The sequence below is a fragment of the Rathayibacter oskolensis genome (assembly GCF_900177245.1).
Lineage (GTDB): Bacteria > Actinomycetota > Actinomycetes > Actinomycetales > Microbacteriaceae > Rathayibacter > Rathayibacter oskolensis.
The window spans coordinates 451,222-475,796 of record NZ_FXBM01000002.1 but is presented as its reverse complement, the minus strand read 5'-3'; the positions used below and the strand labels follow the sequence as shown (position 1 = coordinate 475,796).

Sequence of the window (24,575 nt, the reverse complement as noted above, 5' to 3'; positions counted from 1 at the left end):
GGATCCTCGTGACGTCTCTCGCGCGCATCGACCGCGTTCACGCGGAGGAGCCATGACCCCCCGCCCCGCCACTGCACGTCAGTTGCGCCGTGTCGTCGCGGGCAGCGTCGTCGGCACAGCACTGGAGGCCTACGACCTCTACCTCTACGGCACAGCAGCGGCGCTCGTGTTCGGGCAGTTGTTCTTCTCGGCGGCCGAGCCGGCTGCGGCGATGCTCTTATCGCTGTCGACCTTCGCGATCTCGTTCGTGGGACGCCCGCTCGGTGCGATCGTCTTCGGGCACATCGGCGATCGACTGGGCCGAAAGCGGACCCTCGTGATCACTCTGCTGCTGATGGGGATCAGCACCTTCCTCATCGGAGTGCTGCCCACGTACGAGGCGATCGGGGTCTCGGCGCCCATCATTCTCACCGTGCTGCGCTTCGCTCAGGGTTTCGGCTACGGCGGCGAGTACACCGGCGGAGTACTGATGCTCGCCGAGCATGCTCCAGCCCATCAACGAGGGTTCTACACCGGATTGAACAACGCGGCACCAGTGGCGGGTTTCGTTGCATCGTCCGTGCTGTTCCTCGTGATGGGTAGTTATCTGCCGGCAGATCAGTTCCTCGACTGGGGGTGGCGCGTCCCCTTCTTGGTCAGCATCCTTCTCGTCGGGGTGGGGCTCTACGTGCGCCAGCACGTCGAAGAGTCGCCGGTGTACCTTCGAGCCCGGGCCGACGGCCGAGACGCCCGCAGTGGGCGCGTGCCGCTGTTCGACGTGCTGCGCCACCACCCCAGGGAGATCGCGATCGTGGCCGGCGTCAACATCAGCCAGTTCGCGACGTTCTACCTGATCGCGACGTTCTCGCTGAGCTACGGCTCGACAGAGCGGAGCATCGATCGCACGTCGATCCTGGCGGCCCTCATCATCGGCGTGGCGACGAACGCGATCACCATTCCGCTAGCGGCGATGCTGTCGGACCGAATCGGTCGTCGTCCGGTCGTGATTGCGGGCTCTGTAGCGATGATCGTGTGGGCCTTCCCGTTCTTCGCCCTCTTCGACACCGGCGACTTCAGCCTCATGGTCCTGGCCTTCACCGGCGGCATGGCGTCCTACGGCATCGTCTACGCGCCACTGGCAGCGTTCACGAGCGAGCTGTTCGACACCCCGGTCCGCTACACGGGTTCCGCCGTGGGCTACAACCTCGGTGGCATTCTCGGCGGTGCGCTCGCGCCGGTCATCGCGACCGTGCTCTACTCCACCTCCGGCAGCACCATCCCCATCTCGCTGTACCTCATCACCGTCGCGGCGATCTCCCTCCTCGTCGTGCTCGTGGTCCGCGAGACCCGAGACGTCGATCTCACGCTCGCAGACCCACCCAGCAAGGACACCCCGCGATGAACCTCGACAAGCCGGATCCAGCCCGAGTAGATGGTCCCGCCGGGGTGACCGGCGCACCCGACGACGTCGGCGACTTTCTCCGCAGTCGCCGAGCAGCGCTCAGCCCAGGAGACGTCGGCCTCGCTGGCGGGCGTCACGGTCGACGAGTGACAGGCCTTCGGCGCGAAGAGGTCGCCGTGCTGGCCGACGTGAGTGCGGACTACTACGCGCGCCTCGAACAGGGCCGGGAACGGAACCCGTCACCTCAGATGCTGAACGCCCTCTCGCGCGCCCTACGCCTGTCCTCCGACAGCCGTGCGCATCTCTACCGTCTCGTCGGCCTCAACCCGCAGCTCACCCCCGACAGCTCTCGAAACGTCGCGCATCCTGAACTCCTCACACTGCTGGACGCTTTCCCCCTCGCCGCCGCTTACGTGCTCGGCCCGGACCTCGACGTCCTGGCGACGAATCCGGTCGCAGACGCCCTTCTCTCCCCGTTCGGAGGCGAGCCGAGCATGCCGAGGATCCACTTCACCCATCCACTGGCGAAGACGATCTACCCCGAATGGGATCTCATGGCCCGGGCCATCGTTCATGCTCTTCGCCTGAATCTGGGATTGATCCCTGGCGATCCCGGAATCACCGCTGTCGCTGCTGAACTCGAAGAACGATCCTCGGCATTCAGGACTCTCTGGAGGGAGCAGGGCGTCGCTGGACTGACCCGTGCGACGAAAAGGCTCGAGCACCCTGAGGCAGGCACTATCGAACTCACCTATCAAGCCTTCGATGTGCGCGACGCCCCAGGACAGCAGCTCTTCGTCGGGACGCCGGCGAAGGGCAGTCCGAGCGAGCAGTCCCTGGCATACCTGGCCTCGATGCGGCCCGCTTCGTCACACCGTGAGTGAACTGCTGCTCGATGAACGGGCGGGTCGCGGGAGGTGCCCCGCACGCTCGAGTTCCTCTGCTCGGCCCTGCGAGATGTCGCCTCAGGGTCGGACGCCGTCTCCGGAATCTGATGAGCAGAGCGCGCAGCCGGCCCGCGTCGATGCCGACCGACGGCGGCCTTATCCCTCCGGTACCGCGTCCGGCCGAGCTCGGGCGAGCACGGTCCCGCCGAGGACGGCGGCCACCGCAGCGACCGCGCAGAGGATCGCGACCAGGCCGAGCGTCGTCGCCCAGCCCGCCGCGGCGTAGGCGAGACCGCCCGCCCAGCCGCACAGGCTCGTGCCTCCGAGCCACGCGATCTGGTAGAGGGCGGCGCTCTGAGGCCGGCCGATGCGAGCCGAGCGGCCCGAGAGCCCGCTCGCGAGGGGATGCGCGGTGAAGCAGCCGATCGTGAAGAGGACGAGCCCTGCGACCATCGCCGCAAGGGAGTCCGACGCCATCATCGGGAGCGACACGAGCATGGCGGCGATACCGGCGACCATCGCGCGGGCCGTCCCGATCCTCCGGGCGAGGGCGCCCGAGCGCTGCGCTGCGACGGATCCGGTGAGGTAGACGAGGAACAGGCCGCCGGCGATCCACGCCGGCAACCCGAACGGCGGCTCCTGCACCCGGTACCCGAAGAAGTTGTAGACGGCGCCGAAGGCCCCCATGAGCAGGAATCCCTGCAGGTACAGCGCCAGCATGACCGGATCACGGAGGTTCTCCCCCACGGCACGGGCGGCGCTGTGACGCGCCGGCACCGCTCTGCGGTCGGGGAGACGACGCGACAGGACGAGCAGTGCGCCGATCGCCACGGCCGCCGTCCCCGCACTGACCCAGAAGGCGAGACGCCAGCCTCCCACGTCCGCGACCGCGCCGGACGCGAGGCGGCCGACGATCCCGCCGAGCGTGTTGCCGGCGACGAAGGTCCCCGCGACGTGCGCCACCCACCGGCCGTCGACCCGCTCCGCGATCGCTGCCATGCCGACGGCAGGTGCTGCACCCAGGGCGAGGCCCTCCACGAACCGCACGGCGATCACGCTCTGCAGATCCGGGAGCAGGGGGACGACGACCGCGACGAGCAGGGCGACGAGGAGGGAGAGTCGGATGGCCCGCAGGTGACCGGTGCGATTCGACACAGCGGCCCAGCCGAGGACTCCGGCGGCGACCCCGAGGGCGGTCGACGACACGGTCATCGAGGCCGAGTCGGCGTCGACCGCGAGCTGCGCCGAGAGGAACGCCTGGGGCGCGAACAGGAGCGCGAAGGTGGCGAAGCCCGCGAGGAAGAGCGTCCAGGCGAAGACCGACCACCCGGGACCCCCGGGGATCAGGAGACCGTCGGTGACGGCCGTCTCGTCCGCGCGGGCCCCACCGCCGACCCCGGGGCGCCGCTCACGCACGAGCGTGGGGGCCGGCGCGGAGCGCGGGGCGGATCTCGGCGGTCTCGCGGGGCCAGAGGGTCGCGCCGGGCGAGGTTCTCGAGGCCGACCTGGGCGAGCATATCTCCAGGAGCAGGTCGAGTGCGCCGCTCATCCTGCCGAGACGGCGGTCGAGCCGACCTCCGCGGACAGGAAGTCGCGGACATCGGCGATCTCGCGGGCATCGATGCCGTGGGCGAGGCCAGGGTAGACCCGCTCGACGAGCGTGCTGTGCTCCGGGAGGAACGCACGGGTGCGGTCGACCGCGGGGCCGGTGATCACGCGATCGTCGGCACCGCGCCCCCAGAACACCGCAGGCCGGTCCAAGACGAGCTGATCGTCTCCCGGCTGAGCGGCGCCGAGGACGAACCCGCCGAGGATCACCGGAGCAAGCACCCGCGAGGGGCGGGTCCGCAGCAGCTGACTCGCCATCAGGCCGCCCTGGGAGAACCCGATCGGCACGATCCTCGTGTCCGGATCGACGTGGGAGTCCATCCAGGCCCAGATCGCATCGGTGGCCTCGACGACGGGAGCCGCGTCGGGATCGCCGGGGGTGGTGATCGTGAACCTGGCGGCTCCCCCGTTCCCGAGTTCGATCGGCGCTCGGAGCGACACCCAGGGCAGGGTGACGCCGAGAGCGGAGGCGAGACCGGGGAGGTCGCGCTCGTTCGAGCCGTAGCCGTGGAGGAGGACGACGACGGCGGGTCCGGAGATCGTGTCCGGCGTGCGCTCGGCGTGCAGGATCGTCAGTGTCATCGGGCGGGCATCTCTTCTGTGCTGAGGTCGGACAGGGCGATCGTGATCGGGTTCTCGGCGAGCCAGTCGCCGGCGATGGTCGAGGCCGACGCCTGCCCGTCGACGCTGCGGGTGTTGAGGGCGAGGAGCCCCTCCGGGGTGAGTGCCGCGCTGATCGCATCGATCACCGCCGCGGCGCCCCGTCGATCCTGTCACTCGCGACGGGGACGACGTGGGAGGTAAGCAGGAGACCGGCGGGGTCCTCCAGCTGCACGAGTGAGTCGTCGGCGACGATCGGTGACGCGGTGGAGAGCACGGCCAGGTCGATCACCCCGTCCTGGAGGGCCTGCACCGTGACGGGTCCGGCGGGGCCGATGGGCCGGATCCGGCCCTCGGCGGGGCCGCCCAGGGTGACCGGCGCAGGGGCGGAGGCGAGGTCGGCGACGGAGGTGATCCCGTACTCCTCCGAGAACTCCCGGGTCACGACGTCCGTGTCCTGGTCGGTCGCGCTGGAGGCGTCGAGCACGCGGAGTCCGTCGGGCGTCGCGGCTTCGAGGGCCGGGTCCACCTCGTCCTCGAAGCGGGCGGTCGTCTCCGGATCCCAGCAGGTGAGGAGGGGGCCGGTGTACTCGGGGAAGAGGTCGATCGTCCCGTCCTCGATCTCGGCGACGGGGTCGGCGCTGATGCAGCCCGCTGAGGGCGAGCAGCGAGGCCGCGGCGGCGGCGGCGAAGGTGAGGGGACGGGCGCGTCCGGGCATGGGGATCCCCTGTGGTCGCGAGCGGGTGCGGGTCAGCGGGTGGTGACGACGAGCTTCCCGGTGACGGTGCCCGCCTCCATGTCGCGGTGCGCGTCCGCGATGTCGTCGAGCGCGTACGTCCGGCCGATGGGCACGGTCGCAGTTCCGGCCTGCACCGCGTCGATGAACTCCTGCAGCACCGCCGCGGGCAGGTCGCTCGCGTCGCCGGAGTAGGCGGTGAGGCGAACCCCGTTGGGGATGAAGTCCATCGGGTACCAGTCGGGCACCGTCCACACGTCCGAGAGCATCCCCGTGAACGAGACGGTGCCGTGCACCCGGGTCGCCCGCAGGGTGTCGCGGAGCGTGTCGGTGCCGACGAGCTCGACGGCGCCGTCGACTCCCCCGGGCGACGCCGCCCGCACCGCATCCGCGATGTCGCCGGTGTCGAGGAAGACGCGGTCGACTCCCACGCCCTCCAGCACGGCGGCCTTCGCGGCTGAGCGGGTGGTGGCGTAGACGGTCATGCCGCGCTGCTTCGCGAGCACCGCGATCGCGAGGCCGACGGAGGAGGTGCCTCCGCGGACGAGGATCGTGTCGCCCGGCTGGGCACCGATCCCCGTGGTGAGGGAGCCGTGGGCGGTCTGCAGCATCTCGGGCAGCGCGCCGAGGGTCGCCCAGTCGAGGTCGCTCGAGAACGGGACGACGCTCGCCGCGGGGACGAGGGTGTACTCGGCGTAGCCGCCGTCGATCGTGCGGCCCATGCCGCCCATCAGCGCGGCGACCTGCTGCCCGGCTGTGAACTCGCCTCCGGGAGCGTCGACCACGGTGCCGGTCGCCTCGATGCCCGGGATCCGCGGCAGCGAGCCGAAGGACCCCATCCCGCGGCGGAAGTGCAGCTCGGAGTGGTTGAGCCCGAACGCCTCGACGCGGACGAGCACCTGGCCCGGAGTCGCGGTCGGGATCGGGACCTCCCGCACACGGAGCACCTCCGGACCGCCGAACCCGTCGAGCACGACCGCGCGCATCGTGGCGGTCATCGTGCCGCATCCGCCGCTGCCGAGGCCAGCGGGAGGAGCCCCGCGATCGTCGCGAGGGCCGCCGAGCCGGAGGCGCCGAGGACGCCCTCGAGGGCGGAGTCGATCGCGGGCGTCGTGATCTCGAGGGCCCGCCGGCCGCTCTCGGTCGGCGCGATGAGCGAGCCGCGCCGGTCGCTGGGATGCGGTGTGCGGGCGATCAGCCCGTCGGCCTCGAGCCGGTCGGCCAGCCGGCTGGCGGCGCCGACCGTGATGAGCAGCTCCTCCGCGATGTCCTGGACCCGCGTCGACCCGTCGGCGGCGGCGAGCTCGAGGATGCGGTGACGACCGAGCGACACCGCGCCCTCGACGGCCCGCAGTCGCCGTTCGACCTCGTTCCACAGATCGGTCTCGAAGCGCACGAGTGCTCGGAAGTCGGTCAAAGTCGATGCCATGGCATGAATGTACCAGGGAAGTTGCTTCCATGGAATGCTTCGGTGATCCTGAAGCGTCGGGCGGAAAGGGGAACGTCGAATGCGCCGTGCTCGGTTCCCGATCGCGCCTCAGCCGGGCACGAACGACATCGCCGCGTCGCACTCCTCGAGGCAGCTCAGCAGGTCGGTCAGCCCCGATCGCACGGTGCCGTCGCGGACCGGGAGCCGCTGAGGAGCACGGTCGGGGCACGGGATCGCCGCGATGCGGAGCGGTGATCAGTCCCGCACGCGGACCTCCACGGATCCGTCGCTCGCGCCCCTCAGCGACTCGACGTCGTCGACGACACCGAGTGGCACGATGCCGGGGTGCGCACCGACGCTGTCGTAGTAGAGGACGAGACCCTGGTCAGGGGCGTAGTAGCCGAGGGTGCCGGCCGGGGCGGCGGCACGATCCGGTGCTCCGCTGAGGTCGAGCGGCGAGGGGAGGGTCGCGATCTTCTCCTGCCCGCCGTAGTCACTGAAGTCGAGCTCCGCCGGGAGCTGGGCGAGCAGTGAGCGCCCCGCCGCGGTGTCCTCCACCGTTCCCGTGATCTCCACGTCGCCGAACTGCAGGGCGATCTGCGTCGGAGCGGCCGCCGCCGGTTGGCCGACCGGGGTCGGCGGGTCGGCCGACGCCGGACCGGCGGGGGTGGTCGTGGCCGGAGTGGTCCGAGCGGTGCTCGTCAGGGTGGTGGGCGCCGACGGTTCCGCGCTGCCCGTCGGAGAGCTGCCGGTCGGAGCGCTGCAGCCCGACAGCGTCAGCGCGAGGACCACGGCGGGCGCGAGCAGAGCCGGGGCAGCCCGTCCACCGGTGCTGGCCCGGACGCGCATCACCCGACCGCCTGTACGCCGGGGACCACGAGGACGTGTCCGAAGCTCGGGGTGTCTGTCACGGGGTTCTCCTCAGGATCGGCGCTGGCGGGTCGTGATGTCAGTCCGCAGCCGGCGCGGCCGCGTTCACCTGGGCGAGCGCGTTCAAGGTGCGCGGGTAGCCGATGTACGCGACCAGCACCGTCAGGACATCGAGGAGATCCGCTCGGGTGTTGCCGACGGTCAGGTTCGCGGTGACGTGACTCGTGACCTGACTGTCCGCGCCTCCGAGCGCCGCGAGAAGTGCGAAGGTGATGAGCTCACGCTGCTTCAGATCGAGTCCCGTGCGGGTGGAGAAGTCGCCGAAGCAGTTGCCGGCCAGGAACTCCGAGAAGCGGCGCGAGTCGACCGGACCCGAGAAGAGACCGTCGACGGCGTCCGCCCCGAAGATCTCCCTCTGCACGGCGAGCCCCGAGTCCCGGGCGTCGCCGGGAACAGGATCGCGGCTTCACGGAGAGCGTCGTCGCGAGCGGTCATCGCGGTGTCCTTTCGTCGTGGAGGTCGAGCTCAGGCTTGCGTCGTCGTGCCCGCGCACTCGTCGTCCGTGACGTGCTCGAGCCAGGTGGTCGTCGTCGCGGGGTCGTCGGCGTTCTCGTACATGGCGAGGTGCTCCATGAAGCTGTCCGCCGGGGCTGCGTGCCAGTGCTCCTGGCCGGGCGGGGTGTAGACGGTCTGCCCGGGAAGGGCTTCGATGATGTTCCCGTCGCGAGTTCCGAACCGGCCGATGCCCTGCGTGACGCGGAGGTACTGCCCGCGGGCGTGCGAGTGCCAGGCGGTGCGCGCACCGGGGGCGAAGCGGACGAGGCCGACGTTCATGTGCTGGCCGTCCTCGTGCGGGACGGCGATCATGTCGACCCAGACGTCGCCGGCGAACTGCGCGGGCGGGTTCTTGGTGGTGGGGCGGGCGGGTTCGATGTTCACGGTGTTCTCCTTCGTGTGCCGTGGTGCTGCACCGCACGGCTATTCGTGCGGTGCAGCAGGGGGATCGCCTAGAAGGTGATCATGGCCTTCAGGACCTGGCGCTCATCCATGGCGCGGTACGCGTCCGGGACGCCGTCGATGCCGATGGTGCGGTCGAAGACCCTGCCCGGGTCGATGGTGCCGTCGAGGATCGCCGGCATGAGCTGCTCGATGTATCCGCGGACGGGAGCGGGGCCGCCGGTCAGGGTTATGTTGCCGCCGAAGAGGCTGGCGAACCCCACGGGTGCGTCTTCGTACTGCGGGACGCCGACACGGCTGATGATGCCGCCGGGGCGGACGATCTTGTACGCCTGCTCGTACGCGGGCAGGTGGCCGACCGCCTCGAGCACCTTCCCGACTCCGACGCCGCCGGTGAGGTCCTTGACCTTGGCGATGCCCTCTTCGCCGCGCTCGGCGACGACGTCCGTGGCGCCGAACTCGACTCCGAGGTCGGTGCGGGCCTTGTGGCGACCCATGAGGATGATCCGCTCTGCGCCCTTCTGCTTGGCCGACAGCACGGCGAAGAGGCCGACGGCTCCGTCTCCGATCACGGCGACGGAGTCCCCGGGCGAGACATCGGCGCTGGTGGCGGCGTGCCATCCGGTGCCGTACACGTCCGACAGGGTCAGCAGAGACGTGAGCAGCGGCGACTTCTCGTCGACTCCCGGGACCTTGACGAGAGTTCCGTCGGCGAAGGGCACGCGGATGGCCTCGGCCTGGCCGCCGCCCATGCCGGGCATGTCCCAGAAGCCGCCGTGCACGCAGGACGTGTAGAGCCCTTCCTTGCAGAATTCGCACGTGCCGTCCGAGAACGAGAACGGCGAGATGACGAGGTCACCGACGGCGAGAGCGCGGACGTCGGCGCCGATCTCCTCGACGACGCCGATGAACTCGTGCCCCATCGACACGCCGTCGGTGTTCTTCTCCATGTCGCGGTACGGGTGCAGGTCGGACCCGCAGACGCAGGCGCGGACGATCCGGACGAGGGCGTCGGTCGCGTCCTGGAGGACGGGATCCGGTGCGTCGATGATGCGGACATCGCCGGCGCCGAACATGTATGCAGCCTTCATGAGTGTGACTCCTGAGTGTGAGGGAGGACCGGGCGGACGGTGATCAGACCGCTGTCGTCACGCGGGGTGGGGGCGTCCGTGGAGCGCATCGACCTGAGCCGCGGTGAACGCCGTTCGGCGGCCGAGGACGGTGATCCCGAGGGCGGCCGCGCCGAGCACGGCCATCAGGCCCGCGAGAACCACGGAGTCGAAAGCGTCGAGCAGGAGAGCGCCGAGGACTCCTGCGGCGAAGATGGCGAGGTTGAACGCGACGGGGAGGAAGGAGTTGGCGACGTCGGAGTTCTCGCGACCGGAGCGGCTGAGCGCCGACTGCAGCTGGGCCGAGGCACCGCCGAAGGCGATCCCCCACAGCACGCTCGCTCCCAGGACGGCTGCGGGAGCGCCCCGGCCCAGCAGGAGCACGAGGGCCGCGACGATGAACACCGCGACGCTCAGGTGCAGCAGCGCCCGCGGGAGACGGTCGATGAGAGCCGCAGTGATCGCGACTCCGACGATCGAGGAGACCCCGTAGACGAGGAGCACGAGGTCGGGGCCGAGACCGGACCCGCCCTCGCGCAGGAACGGAGCGACGTAGGTGTAGATCGTGTTGTGCGCCAGCATCCAGACGAAGATCGTCAGGCACACGATCGCCACGCCGGGCATCGCGAAGACGCGAGCCAGCGGGAGGCTCCCCGCCGCGGTCCTCGGCTGACCGGGGGCGTCAGGGACGAAGACGGCGATCATCACGAAGGTGATCAGCGCGATCAGGCTGAGTCCGCCGAAGGACCAGCGCCAGTCGAAGGTCGTTCCCAGCCAGGCGCCGAGCGGCGTGCCGAGGGCGAAGCCGACGGGCGCTCCCACCGAGACGATCGACAGCGCGAGTCCGGCGCGCCGACGTGGGCTGATCCTGCGGCCGTAGGCGGCCAGCATCCCCCAGATGATCCCCGTGAACGCTCCGGCGAAGAATCGCGAGACGAGTGAAAGCACCACATCGCTCGAGAGGGCGGTGACGGTGTTCGCCGCGATCAGGCACGCGATGACGACGAGGATGAGCGGCTTCCGCCGGAAGCCGCGGGTCATGCTGATCGCCGGGATCGTGACGATCACGGTCCCGAGTGCCCAGACGCTGATGAACTGTCCGACCGTTCCCTCGCTGATGCTCATCCCCTCCGCGATGACCGGAAGGAGGCCTGCGGGCATCGTCTCCGCCGCGACGAGGATGAACCCCATCGTCGCGAGGAGGGAGAGCGCGAGCCAGGGCATCGTGCGGGGCTCGGCTCGGTCGCTCGCGTCGGGGAGGAGCACGGGCAGGGTGGAGGTCATGGCGTCCTTCGGGGCTCGGGGGCGGCGTCGCAGGAGGCGGGAGCCGCACCGTGGCCGTGGAGAGAGGGAGAGGAGGGGGGTCAGCTCGCGGAGCTGGAGGTGAGGCGTGCGATGTCCTCTGTCGCGGCCCACGTGGCGAGGAGCCGCAGCTTGTCGTCGGAGGCGCTGCCCGGCACAGCCGGGTACACGGTCATCGAGTGGCCGGGGTCGTCCTGCAGTTCGGTCGCCTGGAACGTCAGCTCCAGCAGACCGACCGCGGGGTGGTTGAACTGCTTCAGACCGGTGTAGTGCCGTCGGACGTTGTGCTCCGCCCACCGAGTCCGGAAGTCGTCGCTGCGGATCGACAGCTCGCCGATGAGCGCGGCGAGCTGCGCGTCGCGCGGGTTGCGGCCTGCGTCGCGTCGCAGGATCGCGACGTTGACATCCGCGGCCCGCTCCCAGTCGGGGTAGAAGTCGTGCGACCGGGTGTCGAAGAAGATGAACCGGGAGTGGTTCGCCGGCCTCGCCGTGCTCCTGTACATCTCGGAGTACAGCGCGAAGCCGAGCGCGTTGGCGGCGACCAGGTCCATCCGGATGTTGGACACGAAGGCCGGAGCCCCGGTGATCGCGTCGAGCAGGTACTGCACCTCGGGTCGGACCTTCGCCGCGACGGGAGGCCGCGACCGGGAGCGGACTCCCGCCTCGTTCGCGGTTCGCGCGAGATCGCAGAGGTGGTCGTGCTCGGCACGATCGAGGACGAGAGCGCGAGCGATCGCGTCGAGGACGGAGTCGGAGACGCCCGACAGGTTCCCCCGCTCGAGCCTGGTGTAGTAGTCGACGCTCATGCCGGCGAGACGGGCCACCTCGTCTCGACGCAGCCCCGCGACTCGGCGACGACCGCCGCTGGGTTCGATCCCGGCCTGCTCGGGACTGATGCGCCCGCGACGCGACGCGAGGAACTCGCGTACCTCAGCTCGGTGATCCATGTCGGCAACGCTACGGACGCGTGATGCACGGGTGAAGGGTTCTGGTGGAACCTGTTTAGGCAGGGCACCCGTCGTGGTTCGTGCCCCTCGATGACGAGAGCGAGGAGGTGGGGCAGGAAGACGCCGAGGTTCCCATCGAGTGGCGCGAACGGGATGCCCCACTGAACGACGCCTCCCGCTTGGATCACGCGCATCACGTTGCGTCGATGCTTCGAGGCGACCGATCCACGCGTCTCTCGCCGACCCGACAGCTGATGATCCCGGTTGCGACACGATGGCGGTGTGCGTCGGCGAGGTCAGCGCTTGCGCGATCGCCGACACACCCCAGTGGGTCGTCGCCCGCGGCGAGAGTGCGCCTCGCTTCATCATTCAGGCGAGGGATGACGATGCTGCCTCTGGCGCGCTTCCGGCATCCAGCGGGACCCACCTCAGCCAGGCGCGAATCGAACGCCCGCACTCCTGTCAACGAGGAACGGCCCGCCGAAGCGGGCCGTTCGAGGCTCTTGGGAGCCGCACTGTCTCAACCAGTACTCGGTGGCTCCGAAGCCGGTGAGGGCCTGGATTCCGAGTGCGCCCGGAGGGATTCGAACCCCCAACCTTCTGATCCGTAGTCAGATGCTCTATCCGTTGAGCTACGGGCGCAGTCCATCGCGCAGCCCGGAGGGGCGCACGCAACGAGGTACGACTATACATGCCGCGAGGCGCGTCCGCGAATCCTCCAAAGCTCCCGCGAGGGAACCCGTTCCGCCCGAGACACGTCGCTGACAGGGCTCCCTGGGCGAGAACGGGTTCCGTCGGCACAGGCGCCGCGCGGGCCGCGTAGCGTTGCCCTCATGGAGGCAGCCGCGATCGAGCTCGTGCGCTTCGTCGTCTCGCCCCTGCACCGCTTCGAGGGCCGCCCCGCCGACGGGCCGGTCCCCTACGAGGGCAACGAGCAGCCCGATCGGATCGAGATCCGCGCAGGTCTCGGGATCGTCGGCGACCGCTACTTCGCCAAGCGCGCCCACCGCACCGCAGCCGTCACCCTCTACGCGATCGAGTCGCTCGAGCACGTCGCCGCCGAGCTCGGCGCCGACCCGTTCGACCCGGCAGACGTCCGCCGCAACATCGTCGTGCGCGGAGCCGACATCGACGCCCTCGCGGGCCGCACCTTCGCGATCGAGCAGGCCGGCGAGCGCCTCGAGTTCCAGGGCGGCCGGCCGGCGAACCCGTGCGCGTGGATGAACGTCTCGCTCGCGCCGGGGGCGCACAGGGCCATGCGGAGGCGCGGCGGGGTCCGCACCGCCCCGCTCACGAACGGGGTCCTCCACCTCGGCCCGGCCCGGCTGATCCTGCACCCTTCCGAGGACATGCTCCTCTGAGTCCACGCGAGGAGGTGCCGATCCGACGAGCATCTAGGCTCGCACAGACCCCGATCCCGAGGAGGCGACCGTGCCCCGACCGAGCGACCCGCTGCGCTCCCTCGCCTCGAGCATCCGGCCCGGCGTCCGCGACGTCTTCGCCACCACCCGCTCCCGCCGCCGCGACCCGCGCCGCCGCTACCGGAGCACCGACGTCTCCGTGAAGCGCGTCCGCCACCGCGACGTGTGGGCGCGGGTGAGCACGGTCGGCCGCGAGGGCGAGCGCACCTTCGTCCTGGTCCCGGGCATCGGAGTCGCCGCCACCTACTTCGAGCGGCTCGCCCCCGCCCTGAACGAGTTCGGTCCGGTGCACGCGCTCGACCTGCCGGGCTTCGGCGGCGTGCCGCACCCTCCGTACGCGCGGCGGATGAGCATCGGCGACTACGCCGAGCTCGTCGGCGCGGTCATCGACGAGCTCGGACTCGATGATCCCGTCGTCCTCGGCCACTCGATGGGCACCCAGGTGGTCGCCGAGCTGGCCGCGAGGCGCCCCGAGCTCACGACCATCGTGCTGCTCGGCCCGGTGATGAACCGCCGCGAGCGCCGCCTCCCGATCGCGGCCCTCCGCTTCGCGCAGTCGAGCCTCCGGGAGCCGATGAAGGTCGCGATCCTCGCGGCCGCCGCCTACCTCCTCTGCGGCCCGCGCTGGTTCTCGCGCGTGCTGCCCGAGATGATGCACTACCCGATCGAGCGGACCGTGCCGCGCATCCGCGCCTCGACCCTCGTCATCCGCGGCGAGTACGACCGGCTGGTGCCGCGCGAGTGGGTCGAGGAGGTCGCGGAGGCGATCCCGCACGCCCGCGCCTGGGAGATCCCCGACGCCTCCCACTCCGTGATGCACGCGCACGCCGAGGAGGTCGCGCGCCTCTGCGTCGAGCACGCCCGCGCTCCGCAGCCCGACCGGGGCGAGGCCGAGCTCCGGCGCTTCCCCGACGACGAGGTCGACCGATCCCAGGAGGACGCCGCCGCGCCCGATCCGCTCGGAGCCGCCCTCGGCCGGGTGACCGAGCTCGCCGGCATCCTCGTCGACGACGACTCGCTCATCGCCGAGGGCAAGACGCAGCACGCCGAGGCGACCGATCCGAAGGCGCTCCGCGACGAGCCGGGAGGCGAGGCCTGACGGCCCTACGCCGCCTGCAGCTCCCGCACGATCTCGAGGGTCCGCAGCTTCGACGACACGGTCGCCGAGGCGGGTGACACGATCAGCTCGTCGGCGCCGGTCGACCCGAGCAGCGACCCGAGCGCCGCCCGCACCTGCCCGGGCGTCCCGAACGCCTGCCGCGCCTTCCTCTGCAGCACGACCTCCTCCTCCATCGGCGTGAACACGTGAGCAGCCGCCTCCTCGACCGAGACCGGCTCGGGCTTCGCGCCCCGCCGCATCCGGAGGAACGTGAGCATGCCCGGCCGCGACTCGCGCTCGACGACGTCGGCGTCGTCGTCGGCCACGACCTGCACGCTGACCGCCGAGTGCGGGGCGGCGAGATCGTCGCTGGGTCGGAACGACGAGCGGTACAGCGCGAGCGCCTCCTCGGTGTTCTCGCCCGAGAAGTGGTGCGCGAAGGCGAACGGCAGCCCCAGCGCTCCGGCGACCTGGGCGCTGTACCCGCTCGAGCCGAGCAGCCAGATCTGCGGGATGTCGCCGAGCCCGGGAACCGCCGTGATCCCGGCCAGCGGGTTGTTCGGGCTCATCGAGCCCTCGAAGAAGCCGATCAGGTCGAGGAGCTCCTGCGGGAAGTCCTCGGCTCCGAGCCCCTTCTCGGTGCGCCGCAGTGCCGCGGCGGTCGCCCCGTCGGTCCCGGGCGCTCGGCCGATCCCGAGATCGATGCGGTCGCCGTAGAGCGCGCGCAGGGTTCCGAACTGCTCCGCGACGACGAGCGGCGCGTGGTTGGGGAGCATCACTCCTCCGCTGCCCACGCGGATCCGCTCGGTGCGGGCCGCGATGCCCGCGATCAGCACGGCCGGTGCACTCGAGACGATCCCGGGCATCCCGTGGTGCTCGGCGACCCAGAAGCGCTCGTAGCCGAGCCGCTCCGCGTGCTGCGCGAGCGCGATGCTCCCTGCGACCGCATCGGCGTTGGTGCCGCCGAACGGCCGGGCGGCGAGGTCGAGGACGGCGAGGGGGACGGAGGCGAGGGAGACCGAGGACATCATCGGACCGAACCGGCTCGCGGCGGAGCGCATTCCCCGCTCAGGACTCCTCGCCCACGATCTCCTCGCGGATGCGGCGGAGGTCCTCGGCGAGCGCGCCGAGCAGGATCCAGTGCTCGGGATGCGGTGTCGCGATCACGAGCGGCGCGGTGAGCGCCGGCAGCTCGTCGGTGATCACCTCCGGCTCGGGGACGGCGACCGACGACTGCACGAGCAGCCGCAGGTCGTGCGCCGCGCGGTGCAGCTGCACGGCGATGTCGGCGATGGTGGGCTCGCGCACCAGGTCGCCGTCGTAGAGGTCGTGCACGGTCCGGGTCATCCCGCGCACGCGGGTGACGATGCGGGCGAGCCGCGGGGTGATGGAGTCCAGCGCCACCAGCCGGTCGCGGTGGGCCGACCGGCGCGGGTTCAGCCGGAGCGACTCCTCCCCCGTGGCGATCGCCTCCTCGGCCTTGCGCTGCATGGTCTGCAGGAGTCGGGCGTTGATCAGGAGCTCGTCGAGCCGGGCACGCGGCACCGGTTTCTGCAGCACGTCGGCGAGGTCGTCGAGCGCTGCGGCCAGCTGCGCCGTCAGATCGCCGACGGCCCGCTCGGCCGGCGCGAGGGTGACCGGCGGCACGATCACTCCGTTGACCACGACTCCGACGGCAGCGCCGATCAGCGTCTCGATGATGCGGTCGAACGCGTAGTTGGGTGTGACGGCGCCGACCGAGAGCACGAGCATCGCGCTGATCGGGATCTGCACCGCGGAGGCGGGAGTCAGGCGGATCGCCCAGCCCAGGGCGATCGCCGCGACGATCGCGAGCAGCACGATCGCGCTCTCGTCGCCCAGGAGGGTGCCGATCAGCGACCCGACGACGACGCCGACGATGACGCCGACGCTGCGCTCGAGGGCCTTCGAGAACGACTGGTTCACGCTCGGCGCGACCACCAGCAGGGCGGCGATCGCGCCGAACACGGGCAGCGTGTCGGGGAAGATCAGGCTCGCGAGGATCCAGGTGACGATCGTCGCGACCGCGGTCTTGACCAGCTGCAGCAGCGGCGGCCGCGACGCCACGGTGAAGCTCGAGGTCAGGCGCATGGCTCCACGGTAGCGAGCGCTCCGGAGGCGGGAGTCACGGCTTCTGCGCGGCCTCCACGCTCGCGAGCACGGCCCGGAGGGAGCGCGCGGCCCCGTCGCGCAGGCCCGCCGGCACCGCGGCGAGCAGTCCCCGCTCCACCTCGAGAACCTCGGGGAACGCGAGGTCGATGAGGGAGGCGCCGGCCGCGGTCAGCGCGATCAGCGCGCCGCGCCCGTCGGTCGGGTTCGCCGAGCGCGCGACCAGCCCTCGCCTCTCGAGCGCGTGCAGGCGCTTCGTGATCGCGGGAGCCGAGGCGAGGCCGATCGTGCGGAGCGCGGTCGGCGACTGGGGGGCGCCGGCGCGGCGGAGCGTCGTCAGCACGTCGAACTCGCCGCGGGTGAGCTCGAAGGCGGCGAGCCGCTCCTCCGTCGCCCGGACGACGAGGGCGGAGGCGCGGATCAGTCGCCCGACGATCTCGACCGCTTCCGTGTCGAGATCGGGCCGCAGCGCCGCCCATCCGGCACGGATCTCGTCGACCGCGTCCGTTGCGAGGTGGCTCCCGGAGTCATTCACGAGTAAAGTATATTTGGTTCACCCGTGAACCATTACTCCGGCCGGTGCCGCTCGGACTCCGGCCGACCTGAGGACCTCATGCCCGTCACCACTCCCCTGATGCCCCACCCGCGCGAGCTGATCGCCTTCGGACCCCACAACGGCGCGCACCGGGTCGCGGTCCGCGCCGGGATCTCGATGGCCGTCCCGCTCCTGCTCCTGTGGGCCGTCGGCCGCACCGATCTCGCGCTCTACGCGACCTTCGGCGCCTTCACCGCGCTCTACGGTCGTCAGCACACCCACCGGCCGCGTCTCGCGATGCAGCTCTCGGCCGCCGCCTACCTCGTCGCGATGGTGACGATCGGCACGGCCGTCGCGCTCTCCCCGGTGCGCGAGTGGCTGATCATCCCGGTCGTCACCCTCGCGACCGCAGGAGCCGCGTACCTCAGCGACGCCCTGCACTGGCACCCGCCGGGGCCGCTCTTCCCGGTGTTCGCGGTCACGGCCTGCGCCTCGGTGGCGGTCGAGCCGTCGCGCCTCGTCGAGGCGTTCGCCCTCGCCTCCGCCTCGGCCGCGTTCGCGCTGCTCGTGGGGGTGAGCGGCATCGCCTCTCCCCGCGCGCGCCGTCTCGCACCGACCCCGTGGCGCACCTCGTTCCGAGCCGCGGCGACTCGCCCCGCGACCCGCGCGGCGATCGTCCGCTTCGCCGCCGTCGTGCTCGTCGCGGGGGCGATCCCGACGGCGACCGGCCTCGGGCACCCCTACTGGGCGATGGTCTCGGCCGTGGCCGCCGTGTCGGGAGTCGACGCGACGGCCCGCCTCGTCCGCGCCGGCCACCGGATGCTCGGCACCGTCGTCGGAGTCGCGATCGCCGCCGCGCTCCTCGCCCTCCCGCTGTCGCCGCTCGGCACGATCGTGGTCGTGGTGCTCCTCCAGATGACCGCCGAGCTCGTCGTCGGCCGCAACTACGGCCTCACGCTCGCATTCGTCACCCCGCTCGCCATCCTGATGGTCGAGCTGGCGCACAGCACCGACGAGCTCGTGCTGCTGCGCGACCGCGCACTCGAGACGGCGATCGGCGTGGCCGTCGGAGTCGTCGCGACCCTCCTCGCGCACGCCGCGGCGAGCCGGCGCGCCGCGGGCTGAGACGCGGGCGCTCCGGTCGGAGCAGCCCGAAGCACTCCCGCTGCTCCCGGTCGCTCACCGGCGCGAGGTGGCGCTCGAACTCCGCCGCGGAACACCGGCACCTGGACGATCACGGAGCGCATCCGCACGTTCTCCGTGGTCTTCAGGCCTTGAACGTCTCCGCCCGTCGACTGCCCCCCGTCTCGAGGTGGTCGTGCACCATCCGGACCACGCCGGCGCCCTCGCCGATCGCCGCCGAGAGGCGCTTCACCGACCGGCTGCGCGCGTCTCCGACCGCGAAGACCCCGGGGACCGACGTCTCGAGGGCGGGCCTGCTCGCCCCCGACGCGGACGTGCCGGCTCCCGTGACGAGGTAGCCGCGCTCGTCGCGGTCGAACTCCGGCCCGAGCCACGACGTCGCCGGTGTCGCCCCGACGATCACGAAGAGGTGCGCCGCGGCGAGCTCCGCCCGCGCGCCGGAGGGCGCGCGCTCGACGACGATCGACTCGAGGCGGTCCTCGCCGCGCGCCTCGACCACCACGGTGCGCAGATGCACCGTGATGCGGGGATGATCCTCGACCTGGACGATCAGGTAGCGCGACATGCTCGCGGCCAGGTCCGGCCCCCGGACGACCAGATGGACGTGCGACGCGGTGCCCGCCAGGAAGACGGCGGCCTGCCCCGCCGAGTTGCCGCCTCCCACCACCACGACCCCGGCCGCGCCGCAGTGGCGCGCTTCGTTGAGCGTCGCGGCGTAGTGGACGCCGGTGTGCTCGAAGCGGTCGAGGTCCACCGCATCGAGGCGGTTGCACCGCATGCCCGACGCGATCACCACCGCCCGTGGAGAGACGACCGATCCGTCCGAGAAGCGGACCTCGAGCACCCCTCCGTCGGCACGGAGGCTCTGGGCGGCCGAGGGGGCGACGAGCGTGGCGCCGAACTTCGCGACCTGGAGGGTGGCGCGCTCGGCGAGCTCCGCACCCGGGATCCCGGAGGGGAATCCGAGGTAGTTCTCGATCCGCGCCGACAGGGCCGCCTGGCCGCCGGTCGCGACGGCGTCGGTGAGGACCACGGAGAGTCCGTCGGAGGCCGCGTAGACGGCGGCGGCGAGACCCGCCGGCCCCGCGCCGACGACGAGGAGGTCGGTGCTCGCCGGGGGCCGGGTGCTCCGCATGCCCAGCGCCTCCGCGAGCTCCGCGACCGACGGGTTCCGGAGGAGTCGCGAACCGGCGACGACGACCACCGGCACGTCTGCTGCATCCAGCCCCGCCCGCCGCAGGATCACCTCGGCGCCCTGGTCGCGCTCCACGTCGAGGAGGCGGTGCGGCACCCTGTTCCGCGCGGCGAAGTCGAGCAGCCGGCGGGTGTCGGGAGAGAAGGGCGACCCGACGATCCTGAGCCCCGCGCCGAACCCGATCGCCAGCGACCGGCGGATGAGGTACGCGCGCAGGACGACGTCGCCGACGAGCGGGTCGCCCGTCACGATCCTCTCGAGCGCCTCGACCGGCACCGCGAGCACGGTGCCGTCGTCGACCGCGGTGATCGTCGCGAACGACGGCTGCCCCTCCAGCAGCCCGATGTCACCGGCGAAGCGGCCGGGACCGTGGATGTCGACCCGCTCCCCCTCGGCGACCGCGAGCCGGCCCTCGAGCACGGCGAAGAACGCGGAGGGGGACTCGCCCGCGAGGGCCAGCACCTGGCCCTCCACGACCGCCACCCTCGAGCCGACCGCTCCGAGCGCCTCCAGCTGCACGGGCGTGAGCCGGGGAAACGCCCCGAGCGTGTCGGGAGTCTCCTCGACGACGCCCGGGGAGCCGACTCCCCCGGTCATGCGAAGTCCTCGTCGATGTAGCACCAGCGCCAGGTCTCCCCCGCTTCGAGGGAGCGGACGATCGGGTGCCGGTGGCGCAGGGCGTGCGCTCGTGCGTGCCTCATCGGCGAGGAGTCGCAGCACCCGACGGTGCCGCAGGTCAAGCACAGTCGGAGGTGGACCCATGGCGTGCCGAGTGCCAGGCAGTCCTCGCAGGCACCCGGCGTGCGGGGCGTCACGGCGCGGACGGCGGCCAGATGGGGATCGGGACGGACGGTCATGAGGGTTCTCCGTGCTCGGCGCCCGGGGAGGCGCCCCTGAACTCGCGCGAGTCCTTCTCCATCGCCTCGTCGAACCACCGCCGCAACACGGCGACCGGCGCGGCGCCGGCCTGGCGCGCGACGACCCGGCCCCGGTGCATGACGAGCAGCGTCGGCACGGCCTGCACCGAGAACCGCGACGACAGTCCCGGCGCTCGATCGACGTCCACGGTGACGAGCTTCACCTCGCCCGCCCTCTCGCGGGCCAGCTGCTCCAGCACCGGGCTGACCATCCGGCAGGGGCCGCACCAGGTCGCCCACATGTCGACGATCACCGGCGGGTCCGCGTTCTCGGCGACCTCGGCGAAGGTGTCGTCGAGAGCCTGGACGATCCACGGGAGGGCCGTGCCGCAGTTCGCGCAGCGCGGTCGACCGGAGGCGGCCGCGGGCACGCGGTTCCGGCGACCGCACTCGGCGCAGCGGACGATCGTCGTCGCCGTCATCTCACGACCTCGACGTCCGCGTCGGTCGCCGCGCGGTCGAGGTCGATGGCGAGGTCACCGTCCCGCACATCGATGCGCACCACCGACCCCTCACCCACGGCGTCGGACAGGAGCGCCCTCCCCAGACGGGTCTCGATGTCGTGCGAGATGTAGCGCCGCAGGGGCCTCGCCCCGTAGAGCGGGTCGTATCCGCGGACCGCGATCAGCCGCCGCGCCTCCGGAGTGAGCTCGAGCGCGATCTGCCGGTCGGCGAGGCGTCGGCGGAGATCGGCCATCAGCAGCTCCACGATCGATTCGATCTGCTCCAGGCCGAGGGGCGCGAAGACGACGATGTCGTCGACGCGGTTGAGGAACTCCGGGCGGAAGCGGCCGCGCAGCTCGGTGAGGACCAGGTCGCGCACGTCGCCGGTGATGCCTCCGCTGCTGTCCCGGGGACCGGTCAGCAGGTGGTCCGCCCCGATGTTGGAGGTCATGATCACCACGGTGTTCCGGAAGTCGGTCGTGCGGCCCTGGCTGTCGGTGATGCGGCCGTCGTCGAGCACCTGCAGCAGGGTGTTGAAGACGTCCGGATGCGCCTTCTCGATCTCGTCGAAGAGCACGACGCAGTAGGGTCGCCGCCGCACCGCCTCCGTGAGCTGCCCGCCCTCGTCGTACCCGACGTACCCGGGAGGGGCTCCGACCAGCCTGCTGACGGTGTGCCGCTCCTGGTACTCGCTCATGTCGAGGCGGATCATCGCCGACTCGCTGTCGAACAGCGCACCGGCCAGCGCCTTGGCGAGCTCGGTCTTGCCGACACCGGTCGGCCCCAGGAAGATGAACGACCCGATCGGGCGCCGGGGGTCGCGGATGCCCGATCGAGCGCGGATGATCGCGTCGGCGACCAGGCCGACGGCCTCCGGCTGCCCGACGACCCGCTCCTGCAGGACCTCGTCGAGCTTCAGCACCTTCGCCCGCTCGCCCTCCTGGAGGCGCGCCACGGGGATCCCGGTCCAGGCGGCCACGATCTCGGCGATCTCCTCCTCGGTCACGACCTCGCGCAGCATCCGCTGCGGGCCCTGCTTCGACAGGAGCCGCGCCTCCTCGGCGGCGAGGTGGCGCTCGATCTCGGAGAGCGTGCCGTAGCGGAGCGCGGCGGCGCGGTCGAGGTCGTAGCTGCGCTCGGCGTCCTCCGCCTCCCGCCGCACCCTCTCGAGATCGCTGCGCAGCTCCTGCACCTTCCGGATGGCCTGGCGCTCGGCCTCCCACTGCGCGCGTTTCGCGTCCGCGTCCGCCCGCAGGTCCGCGAGCTCGCGGCGCAGCTCCTCGAGGCGGAGGCGGCTCGGCGCGTCCTCCTCCTTCGCGAGGGCGGCCTCCTCGATCTCGAGACGGGTCACGCGACGGGTCAGCTCGTCGAGCTCGGCCGGCATCGAGTCGATCTCGGTGCGCAGCCGCGCGCACGCCTCGTCGACGAGGTCGATGGCCTTGTCCGGCAGGAACCGGTCGGTGATGTACCGGTGCGAGAGGGTCGCGGCCGCGACGAGCGCGTTGTCCTGGATGCGCACGCCGTGGAAGACCTCGAGGCGCTCGCGCAGCCCTCGCAGGATGGAGACGGCGTCCTCGACGCCGGGCTCCTCCACCAGCACCGTCTGGAACCGGCGCTCGAGCGCGGCGTCCTTCTCGATGTGCCGGCGGTACTCGTCCAGCGTCGTCGCGCCGATGAGGTGGAGCTCGCCCCGCGCGAGCATGGGCTTGAGCATGTTGCCCGCGTCCATCGCGCCCTCGGTCGCACCGGCACCCACCAGCGTGTGCAGTTCGTCGATGAACAGGAGGATGCGGCCGTCGGAGGAGATGACCTCCGCCAGCACCGCCTTCATCCGCTCCTCGAACTCGCCGCGGTACTTCGCGCCGGCGATGAGAGCCGCGAGATCGAGCTGGAAGACCGTCTTGTCGCGGAGCCCCTCGGGCACATCGGTGCGGACGATCCGCTGGGCGAGACCCTCGACGATGGCGGTCTTGCCGACGCCGGGCTCCCCGATCAGCACCGGGTTGTTCTTCGTCTTGCGCGACAGGATCTGGATGACGCGGCGGATCTCGGTGTCGCGGCCGATGACCGGATCCAGTCGTCCCGCGCGCGCGTCGTCCACCAGGTCGCGGCCGTACTTCTGCAGGGCCTCGTAGGTCTGCTCGGGGGTCGCCGAGGTGACGTGCTGGTTCCCGCGGACACCGGCGAGCGCCGTCAGGAAGCCCTCCCGCGTCACCCCGTCGCTCTGCAGGAGGCGCGCCGTCGCACTCCCGGCGTCGTCGGCGAGCGCGAGCAGCAGGTGCTCGACCGAGACGTAGGAGTCCTTGAGGCGCTTCGCCTCCCGCTCCGCTCGGTCCAGGGTCGCCGCCAGAGCTCTCGAGACCCGGACCTGGCCGGGCGTCATCCCGGAGCCCGTGGTTCTCGGCTTGCGCTCGACCGCCCGCTGCACGTCGCCGAGAAGCACCGTCAGGTCGACCCCCGACGCCTCGAGCAGTCGCGGGACGAGGCCCCCCTCCTGGGTGAGCAGGGCGAGAAGGAGGTGCTCGCTCTCGGTCTCCGTCTGCCCGTTCCGGGTCGCGATGTCCTGCGCCTCCCGGAGGGCCTCCTGGGATCTCTGAGTGAGCATGTTCATGTCCATGGCGGTGTCGCCTCTCCGGAGTGGATCACCCGTCGTCGGTTCTCGAGCACGTCGATCCGGGCGAGCAGATCGATGACCAGAGCGACGGCGGCGTAGTTGAGTGAGAGATCGGCGTGCAGCCGCAGGATCCGGCGCACGAGTGCGGGGGCGGCCGGCTCGAACCACAGGCGCCCGCCGGCGTCGCGGCGCGCGGGCACGAGCCCGAGCTCGACGAACCGCACGATCAGCTCGGGGTGGGTGCCGGACGCGGCGGCGACCCTCTCGAGGTCGAGCCGGAGGGGGAGCATCGGAAGCAGAGGGGAGGTCATGATGCCCGCCTGGGGTCGTAGGCGGACTCCCGCTGGAGGTTCTCGAAGAGCTCGCGTTCACGGTCGGTGAGGTGCGGGGGGACCATGATCCTGACCCTCGCGAACAGGTCGCCCGGCTCTCCGTGCTGCTGCGGCATGCCCTGACCCCTCAGTCGCAGCCGCCGGCCGCTGGACGAGCCGGGTGGGACCCGCACGGTGATCGGGCCACCGGGTGCCCGGGCCGAGACGCTCGCTCCCAGTGCGGCCTCCCAGGGCGAGATCAGGAGGTCCATCTCGATGTCCTTCCCGTCCACGCGGAGGCGACGGTCGGGTCGGATGCGGAACGTGACGACGAGGTCGCCCAGCCCGCCCTCGTCCCGGCCGGCTCCTCCGGCCCCGGTGACGCGCATCCGCTGACCGTCGACGACGCCGGCCGGGATGTCGAGGTCGAGGGTCCGGCGGTCGCCGTCGGGACCGGAGACGACGATCGTGCGCGCGCCACCGCGGAAGGCCTCGTCGACCGTGAGCTCGAGGGTGAGCTCGTGGTCCGCCCCGCGCATCGACCCGAACACCTCGCCGAAGAGGTCGTCCCAGTCGACCGTGGCGCCTCCCGGACCGGCACCGCTCCGAGCGCTCGACCAGGTGGGTCCGGCCGGCCCGCGTCGCGGCCCGGTGCGCCCGCCACCACCCGCCGCGCCCGACCGCGACCGCGACCCGTACTCGCGTTCGGATCCCGCGTACTGGCGGAACTCCGGCCCGAACCGGTCGTACTGGGCCCGCGAGTCCGGATCGGCGAGCACGTGGTACGCCTCGCTGATCTGCTTGAAACGGTCCTCCGCGTCGGCGCCCTTGTTCACGTCGGGGTGGTACTCGCGCGCCAGTGCGCGGTAGGCGCGCTGGATCTCCTTCGCATCGGCCGAGCGCGGGACGCCGAGCAGTCGGTAGTAGTCCTCGGCGGCCACG

26 protein-coding genes and 1 tRNA gene are annotated in these 24,575 nt (G+C 71.6%); 5 read left to right on the top strand and 22 right to left on the bottom strand.

Annotated elements, in window-relative coordinates; all coding sequences use genetic code 11:
- Positions 1–52 precede the first annotated feature (52 nt).
- Together B9Y99_RS11345 and B9Y99_RS11340 are read left to right on the top strand one after the other, a co-directional pair.
- Entirely contained in the window at positions 53–1,381 is a 1,329-nt protein-coding gene (locus B9Y99_RS11345) for an MFS transporter (protein WP_085476715.1), read from the top strand.
- Complete coding sequence (locus tag B9Y99_RS11340) at positions 1,378–2,265, top strand: helix-turn-helix transcriptional regulator (RefSeq protein ID WP_085476714.1); 888 nt, start codon at positions 1,378–1,380, stop codon at positions 2,263–2,265. Before B9Y99_RS11345 ends, B9Y99_RS11340 begins: the two co-directional genes overlap by 4 nt.
- A gap of 159 nt (positions 2,266–2,424) precedes the next feature.
- Here the strand turns inward: B9Y99_RS11340 and B9Y99_RS11335 are convergent, their stop codons facing one another.
- From B9Y99_RS11335 to B9Y99_RS11280, 13 genes are all read right to left on the bottom strand, one after another.
- Complete coding sequence (locus tag B9Y99_RS11335; protein WP_085476713.1) at positions 2,425–3,684, bottom strand: MFS transporter; 1,260 nt, start codon at positions 3,682–3,684, stop codon at positions 2,425–2,427.
- Between the two features lie 129 nt (positions 3,685–3,813).
- Entirely contained in the window at positions 3,814–4,458 is a 645-nt protein-coding gene (locus B9Y99_RS11330; protein ID WP_085476712.1) for an alpha/beta hydrolase, read from the bottom strand.
- Positions 4,455–4,625 (bottom strand): hypothetical protein, encoded by a 171-nt coding sequence (locus B9Y99_RS18795; RefSeq protein ID WP_165759600.1) that lies wholly within the window; start codon positions 4,623–4,625, stop codon positions 4,455–4,457. The genes B9Y99_RS11330 and B9Y99_RS18795 overlap by 4 nt, the downstream gene beginning before the upstream one ends.
- Positions 4,622–5,098 carry a glycine betaine ABC transporter substrate-binding protein gene (locus tag B9Y99_RS11325; RefSeq protein WP_280158582.1) on the bottom strand — a complete coding sequence of 159 codons (477 nt, stop codon included), beginning with the start codon at positions 5,096–5,098 and terminating at the stop codon, positions 4,622–4,624. Before B9Y99_RS11325 ends, B9Y99_RS18795 begins: the two co-directional genes overlap by 4 nt.
- A gap of 129 nt (positions 5,099–5,227) precedes the next feature.
- Entirely contained in the window at positions 5,228–6,211 is a 984-nt protein-coding gene (locus B9Y99_RS11320; RefSeq protein ID WP_085476710.1) for a zinc-binding alcohol dehydrogenase family protein, read from the bottom strand.
- Complete coding sequence (locus B9Y99_RS19375; protein ID WP_085476709.1) at positions 6,208–6,642, bottom strand: MarR family winged helix-turn-helix transcriptional regulator; 435 nt, start codon at positions 6,640–6,642, stop codon at positions 6,208–6,210. Before B9Y99_RS19375 ends, B9Y99_RS11320 begins: the two co-directional genes overlap by 4 nt.
- A 255-nt stretch (positions 6,643–6,897) precedes the next feature.
- A complete protein-coding gene (locus tag B9Y99_RS18505; RefSeq protein ID WP_129588006.1) occupies positions 6,898–7,491 on the bottom strand; it encodes a cyclophilin-like fold protein in 594 nt (197 codons plus the stop codon).
- Between the two features lie 100 nt (positions 7,492–7,591).
- Positions 7,592–7,933 carry a carboxymuconolactone decarboxylase family protein gene (locus B9Y99_RS11305; RefSeq protein ID WP_085476708.1) on the bottom strand — a complete coding sequence of 114 codons (342 nt, stop codon included), beginning with the start codon at positions 7,931–7,933 and terminating at the stop codon, positions 7,592–7,594.
- A gap of 104 nt (positions 7,934–8,037) precedes the next feature.
- Positions 8,038–8,451 (bottom strand): (R)-mandelonitrile lyase, encoded by a 414-nt coding sequence (locus tag B9Y99_RS11300; protein ID WP_085476707.1) that lies wholly within the window; start codon positions 8,449–8,451, stop codon positions 8,038–8,040.
- Between the two features lie 68 nt (positions 8,452–8,519).
- Positions 8,520–9,560 (bottom strand): alcohol dehydrogenase catalytic domain-containing protein, encoded by a 1,041-nt coding sequence (locus B9Y99_RS11295; protein ID WP_085476706.1) that lies wholly within the window; start codon positions 9,558–9,560, stop codon positions 8,520–8,522.
- 57 nt (positions 9,561–9,617) lie between these two features.
- Positions 9,618–10,862, bottom strand: a complete 1,245-nt coding sequence (locus B9Y99_RS11290; RefSeq protein ID WP_085476705.1) for an MFS transporter — start codon at positions 10,860–10,862, stop codon at positions 9,618–9,620.
- A gap of 80 nt (positions 10,863–10,942) precedes the next feature.
- On the bottom strand, positions 10,943–11,827 hold the full coding sequence (locus B9Y99_RS11285; RefSeq protein ID WP_085476704.1) for a helix-turn-helix transcriptional regulator: 885 nt from the start codon (positions 11,825–11,827) through the stop codon (positions 10,943–10,945).
- Between the two features lie 569 nt (positions 11,828–12,396).
- Positions 12,397–12,469, bottom strand: a tRNA-Arg gene (locus B9Y99_RS11280).
- Between the two features lie 191 nt (positions 12,470–12,660).
- On the opposite strand from B9Y99_RS11280, the gene B9Y99_RS11275 reads away from it, so the two are divergent.
- Together B9Y99_RS11275 and B9Y99_RS19220 are read left to right on the top strand one after the other, a co-directional pair.
- Positions 12,661–13,188: an MOSC domain-containing protein gene (locus B9Y99_RS11275; protein ID WP_085476703.1), complete on the top strand. Its 528-nt coding sequence runs from the start codon at positions 12,661–12,663 to the stop codon at positions 13,186–13,188.
- A gap of 70 nt (positions 13,189–13,258) precedes the next feature.
- Positions 13,259–14,347 (top strand): alpha/beta fold hydrolase, encoded by a 1,089-nt coding sequence (locus B9Y99_RS19220; protein WP_085476702.1) that lies wholly within the window; start codon positions 13,259–13,261, stop codon positions 14,345–14,347.
- 5 nt (positions 14,348–14,352) lie between these two features.
- Here B9Y99_RS19220 and B9Y99_RS11265 read toward each other — a convergent pair whose 3' ends face one another.
- Genes B9Y99_RS11265 through B9Y99_RS11255 form a run of 3 tightly spaced genes read right to left on the bottom strand, consistent with a single transcriptional unit; the run spans position 14,353 to position 17,009 of the window.
- Positions 14,353–15,375, bottom strand: a complete 1,023-nt coding sequence (locus B9Y99_RS11265) for an LLM class flavin-dependent oxidoreductase (protein WP_085477364.1) — start codon at positions 15,373–15,375, stop codon at positions 14,353–14,355.
- 40 nt (positions 15,376–15,415) lie between these two features.
- Complete coding sequence (locus B9Y99_RS11260) at positions 15,416–16,456, bottom strand: FUSC family protein (protein ID WP_085476701.1); 1,041 nt, start codon at positions 16,454–16,456, stop codon at positions 15,416–15,418.
- A gap of 34 nt (positions 16,457–16,490) precedes the next feature.
- Positions 16,491–17,009, bottom strand: a complete 519-nt coding sequence (locus B9Y99_RS11255; protein ID WP_085476700.1) for a MarR family winged helix-turn-helix transcriptional regulator — start codon at positions 17,007–17,009, stop codon at positions 16,491–16,493.
- 78 nt (positions 17,010–17,087) lie between these two features.
- On the opposite strand from B9Y99_RS11255, the gene B9Y99_RS11250 reads away from it, so the two are divergent.
- Positions 17,088–18,134 carry an FUSC family protein gene (locus tag B9Y99_RS11250; RefSeq protein WP_085476699.1) on the top strand — a complete coding sequence of 349 codons (1,047 nt, stop codon included), beginning with the start codon at positions 17,088–17,090 and terminating at the stop codon, positions 18,132–18,134.
- Positions 18,135–18,276: 142 nt separating this feature from the next.
- Here the strand turns inward: B9Y99_RS11250 and B9Y99_RS11245 are convergent, their stop codons facing one another.
- Genes B9Y99_RS11245 through B9Y99_RS11220 form a run of 6 tightly spaced genes read right to left on the bottom strand, consistent with a single transcriptional unit; the run spans position 18,277 to position 24,574 of the window.
- Positions 18,277–19,944 carry an FAD-dependent oxidoreductase gene (locus B9Y99_RS11245; protein ID WP_085476698.1) on the bottom strand — a complete coding sequence of 556 codons (1,668 nt, stop codon included), beginning with the start codon at positions 19,942–19,944 and terminating at the stop codon, positions 18,277–18,279.
- Positions 19,941–20,204: a UBP-type zinc finger domain-containing protein gene (locus B9Y99_RS11240; protein ID WP_085476697.1), complete on the bottom strand. Its 264-nt coding sequence runs from the start codon at positions 20,202–20,204 to the stop codon at positions 19,941–19,943. The genes B9Y99_RS11245 and B9Y99_RS11240 overlap by 4 nt, the downstream gene beginning before the upstream one ends.
- Positions 20,201–20,686 carry a thioredoxin gene (gene trxA, locus B9Y99_RS11235; RefSeq protein WP_085476696.1) on the bottom strand — a complete coding sequence of 162 codons (486 nt, stop codon included), beginning with the start codon at positions 20,684–20,686 and terminating at the stop codon, positions 20,201–20,203. Before trxA ends, B9Y99_RS11240 begins: the two co-directional genes overlap by 4 nt.
- A complete protein-coding gene (clpB, locus tag B9Y99_RS11230) occupies positions 20,683–23,325 on the bottom strand; it encodes an ATP-dependent chaperone ClpB (protein ID WP_085476695.1) in 2,643 nt (880 codons plus the stop codon). Before clpB ends, trxA begins: the two co-directional genes overlap by 4 nt.
- On the bottom strand, positions 23,316–23,633 hold the full coding sequence (locus B9Y99_RS11225; RefSeq protein ID WP_085476694.1) for a chaperone modulator CbpM: 318 nt from the start codon (positions 23,631–23,633) through the stop codon (positions 23,316–23,318). Before B9Y99_RS11225 ends, clpB begins: the two co-directional genes overlap by 10 nt.
- On the bottom strand, positions 23,630–24,574 hold the full coding sequence (locus B9Y99_RS11220; protein ID WP_085476693.1) for a DnaJ C-terminal domain-containing protein: 945 nt from the start codon (positions 24,572–24,574) through the stop codon (positions 23,630–23,632). The genes B9Y99_RS11225 and B9Y99_RS11220 overlap by 4 nt, the downstream gene beginning before the upstream one ends.
- Between the last annotated feature and the right edge of the window lies 1 nt (position 24,575).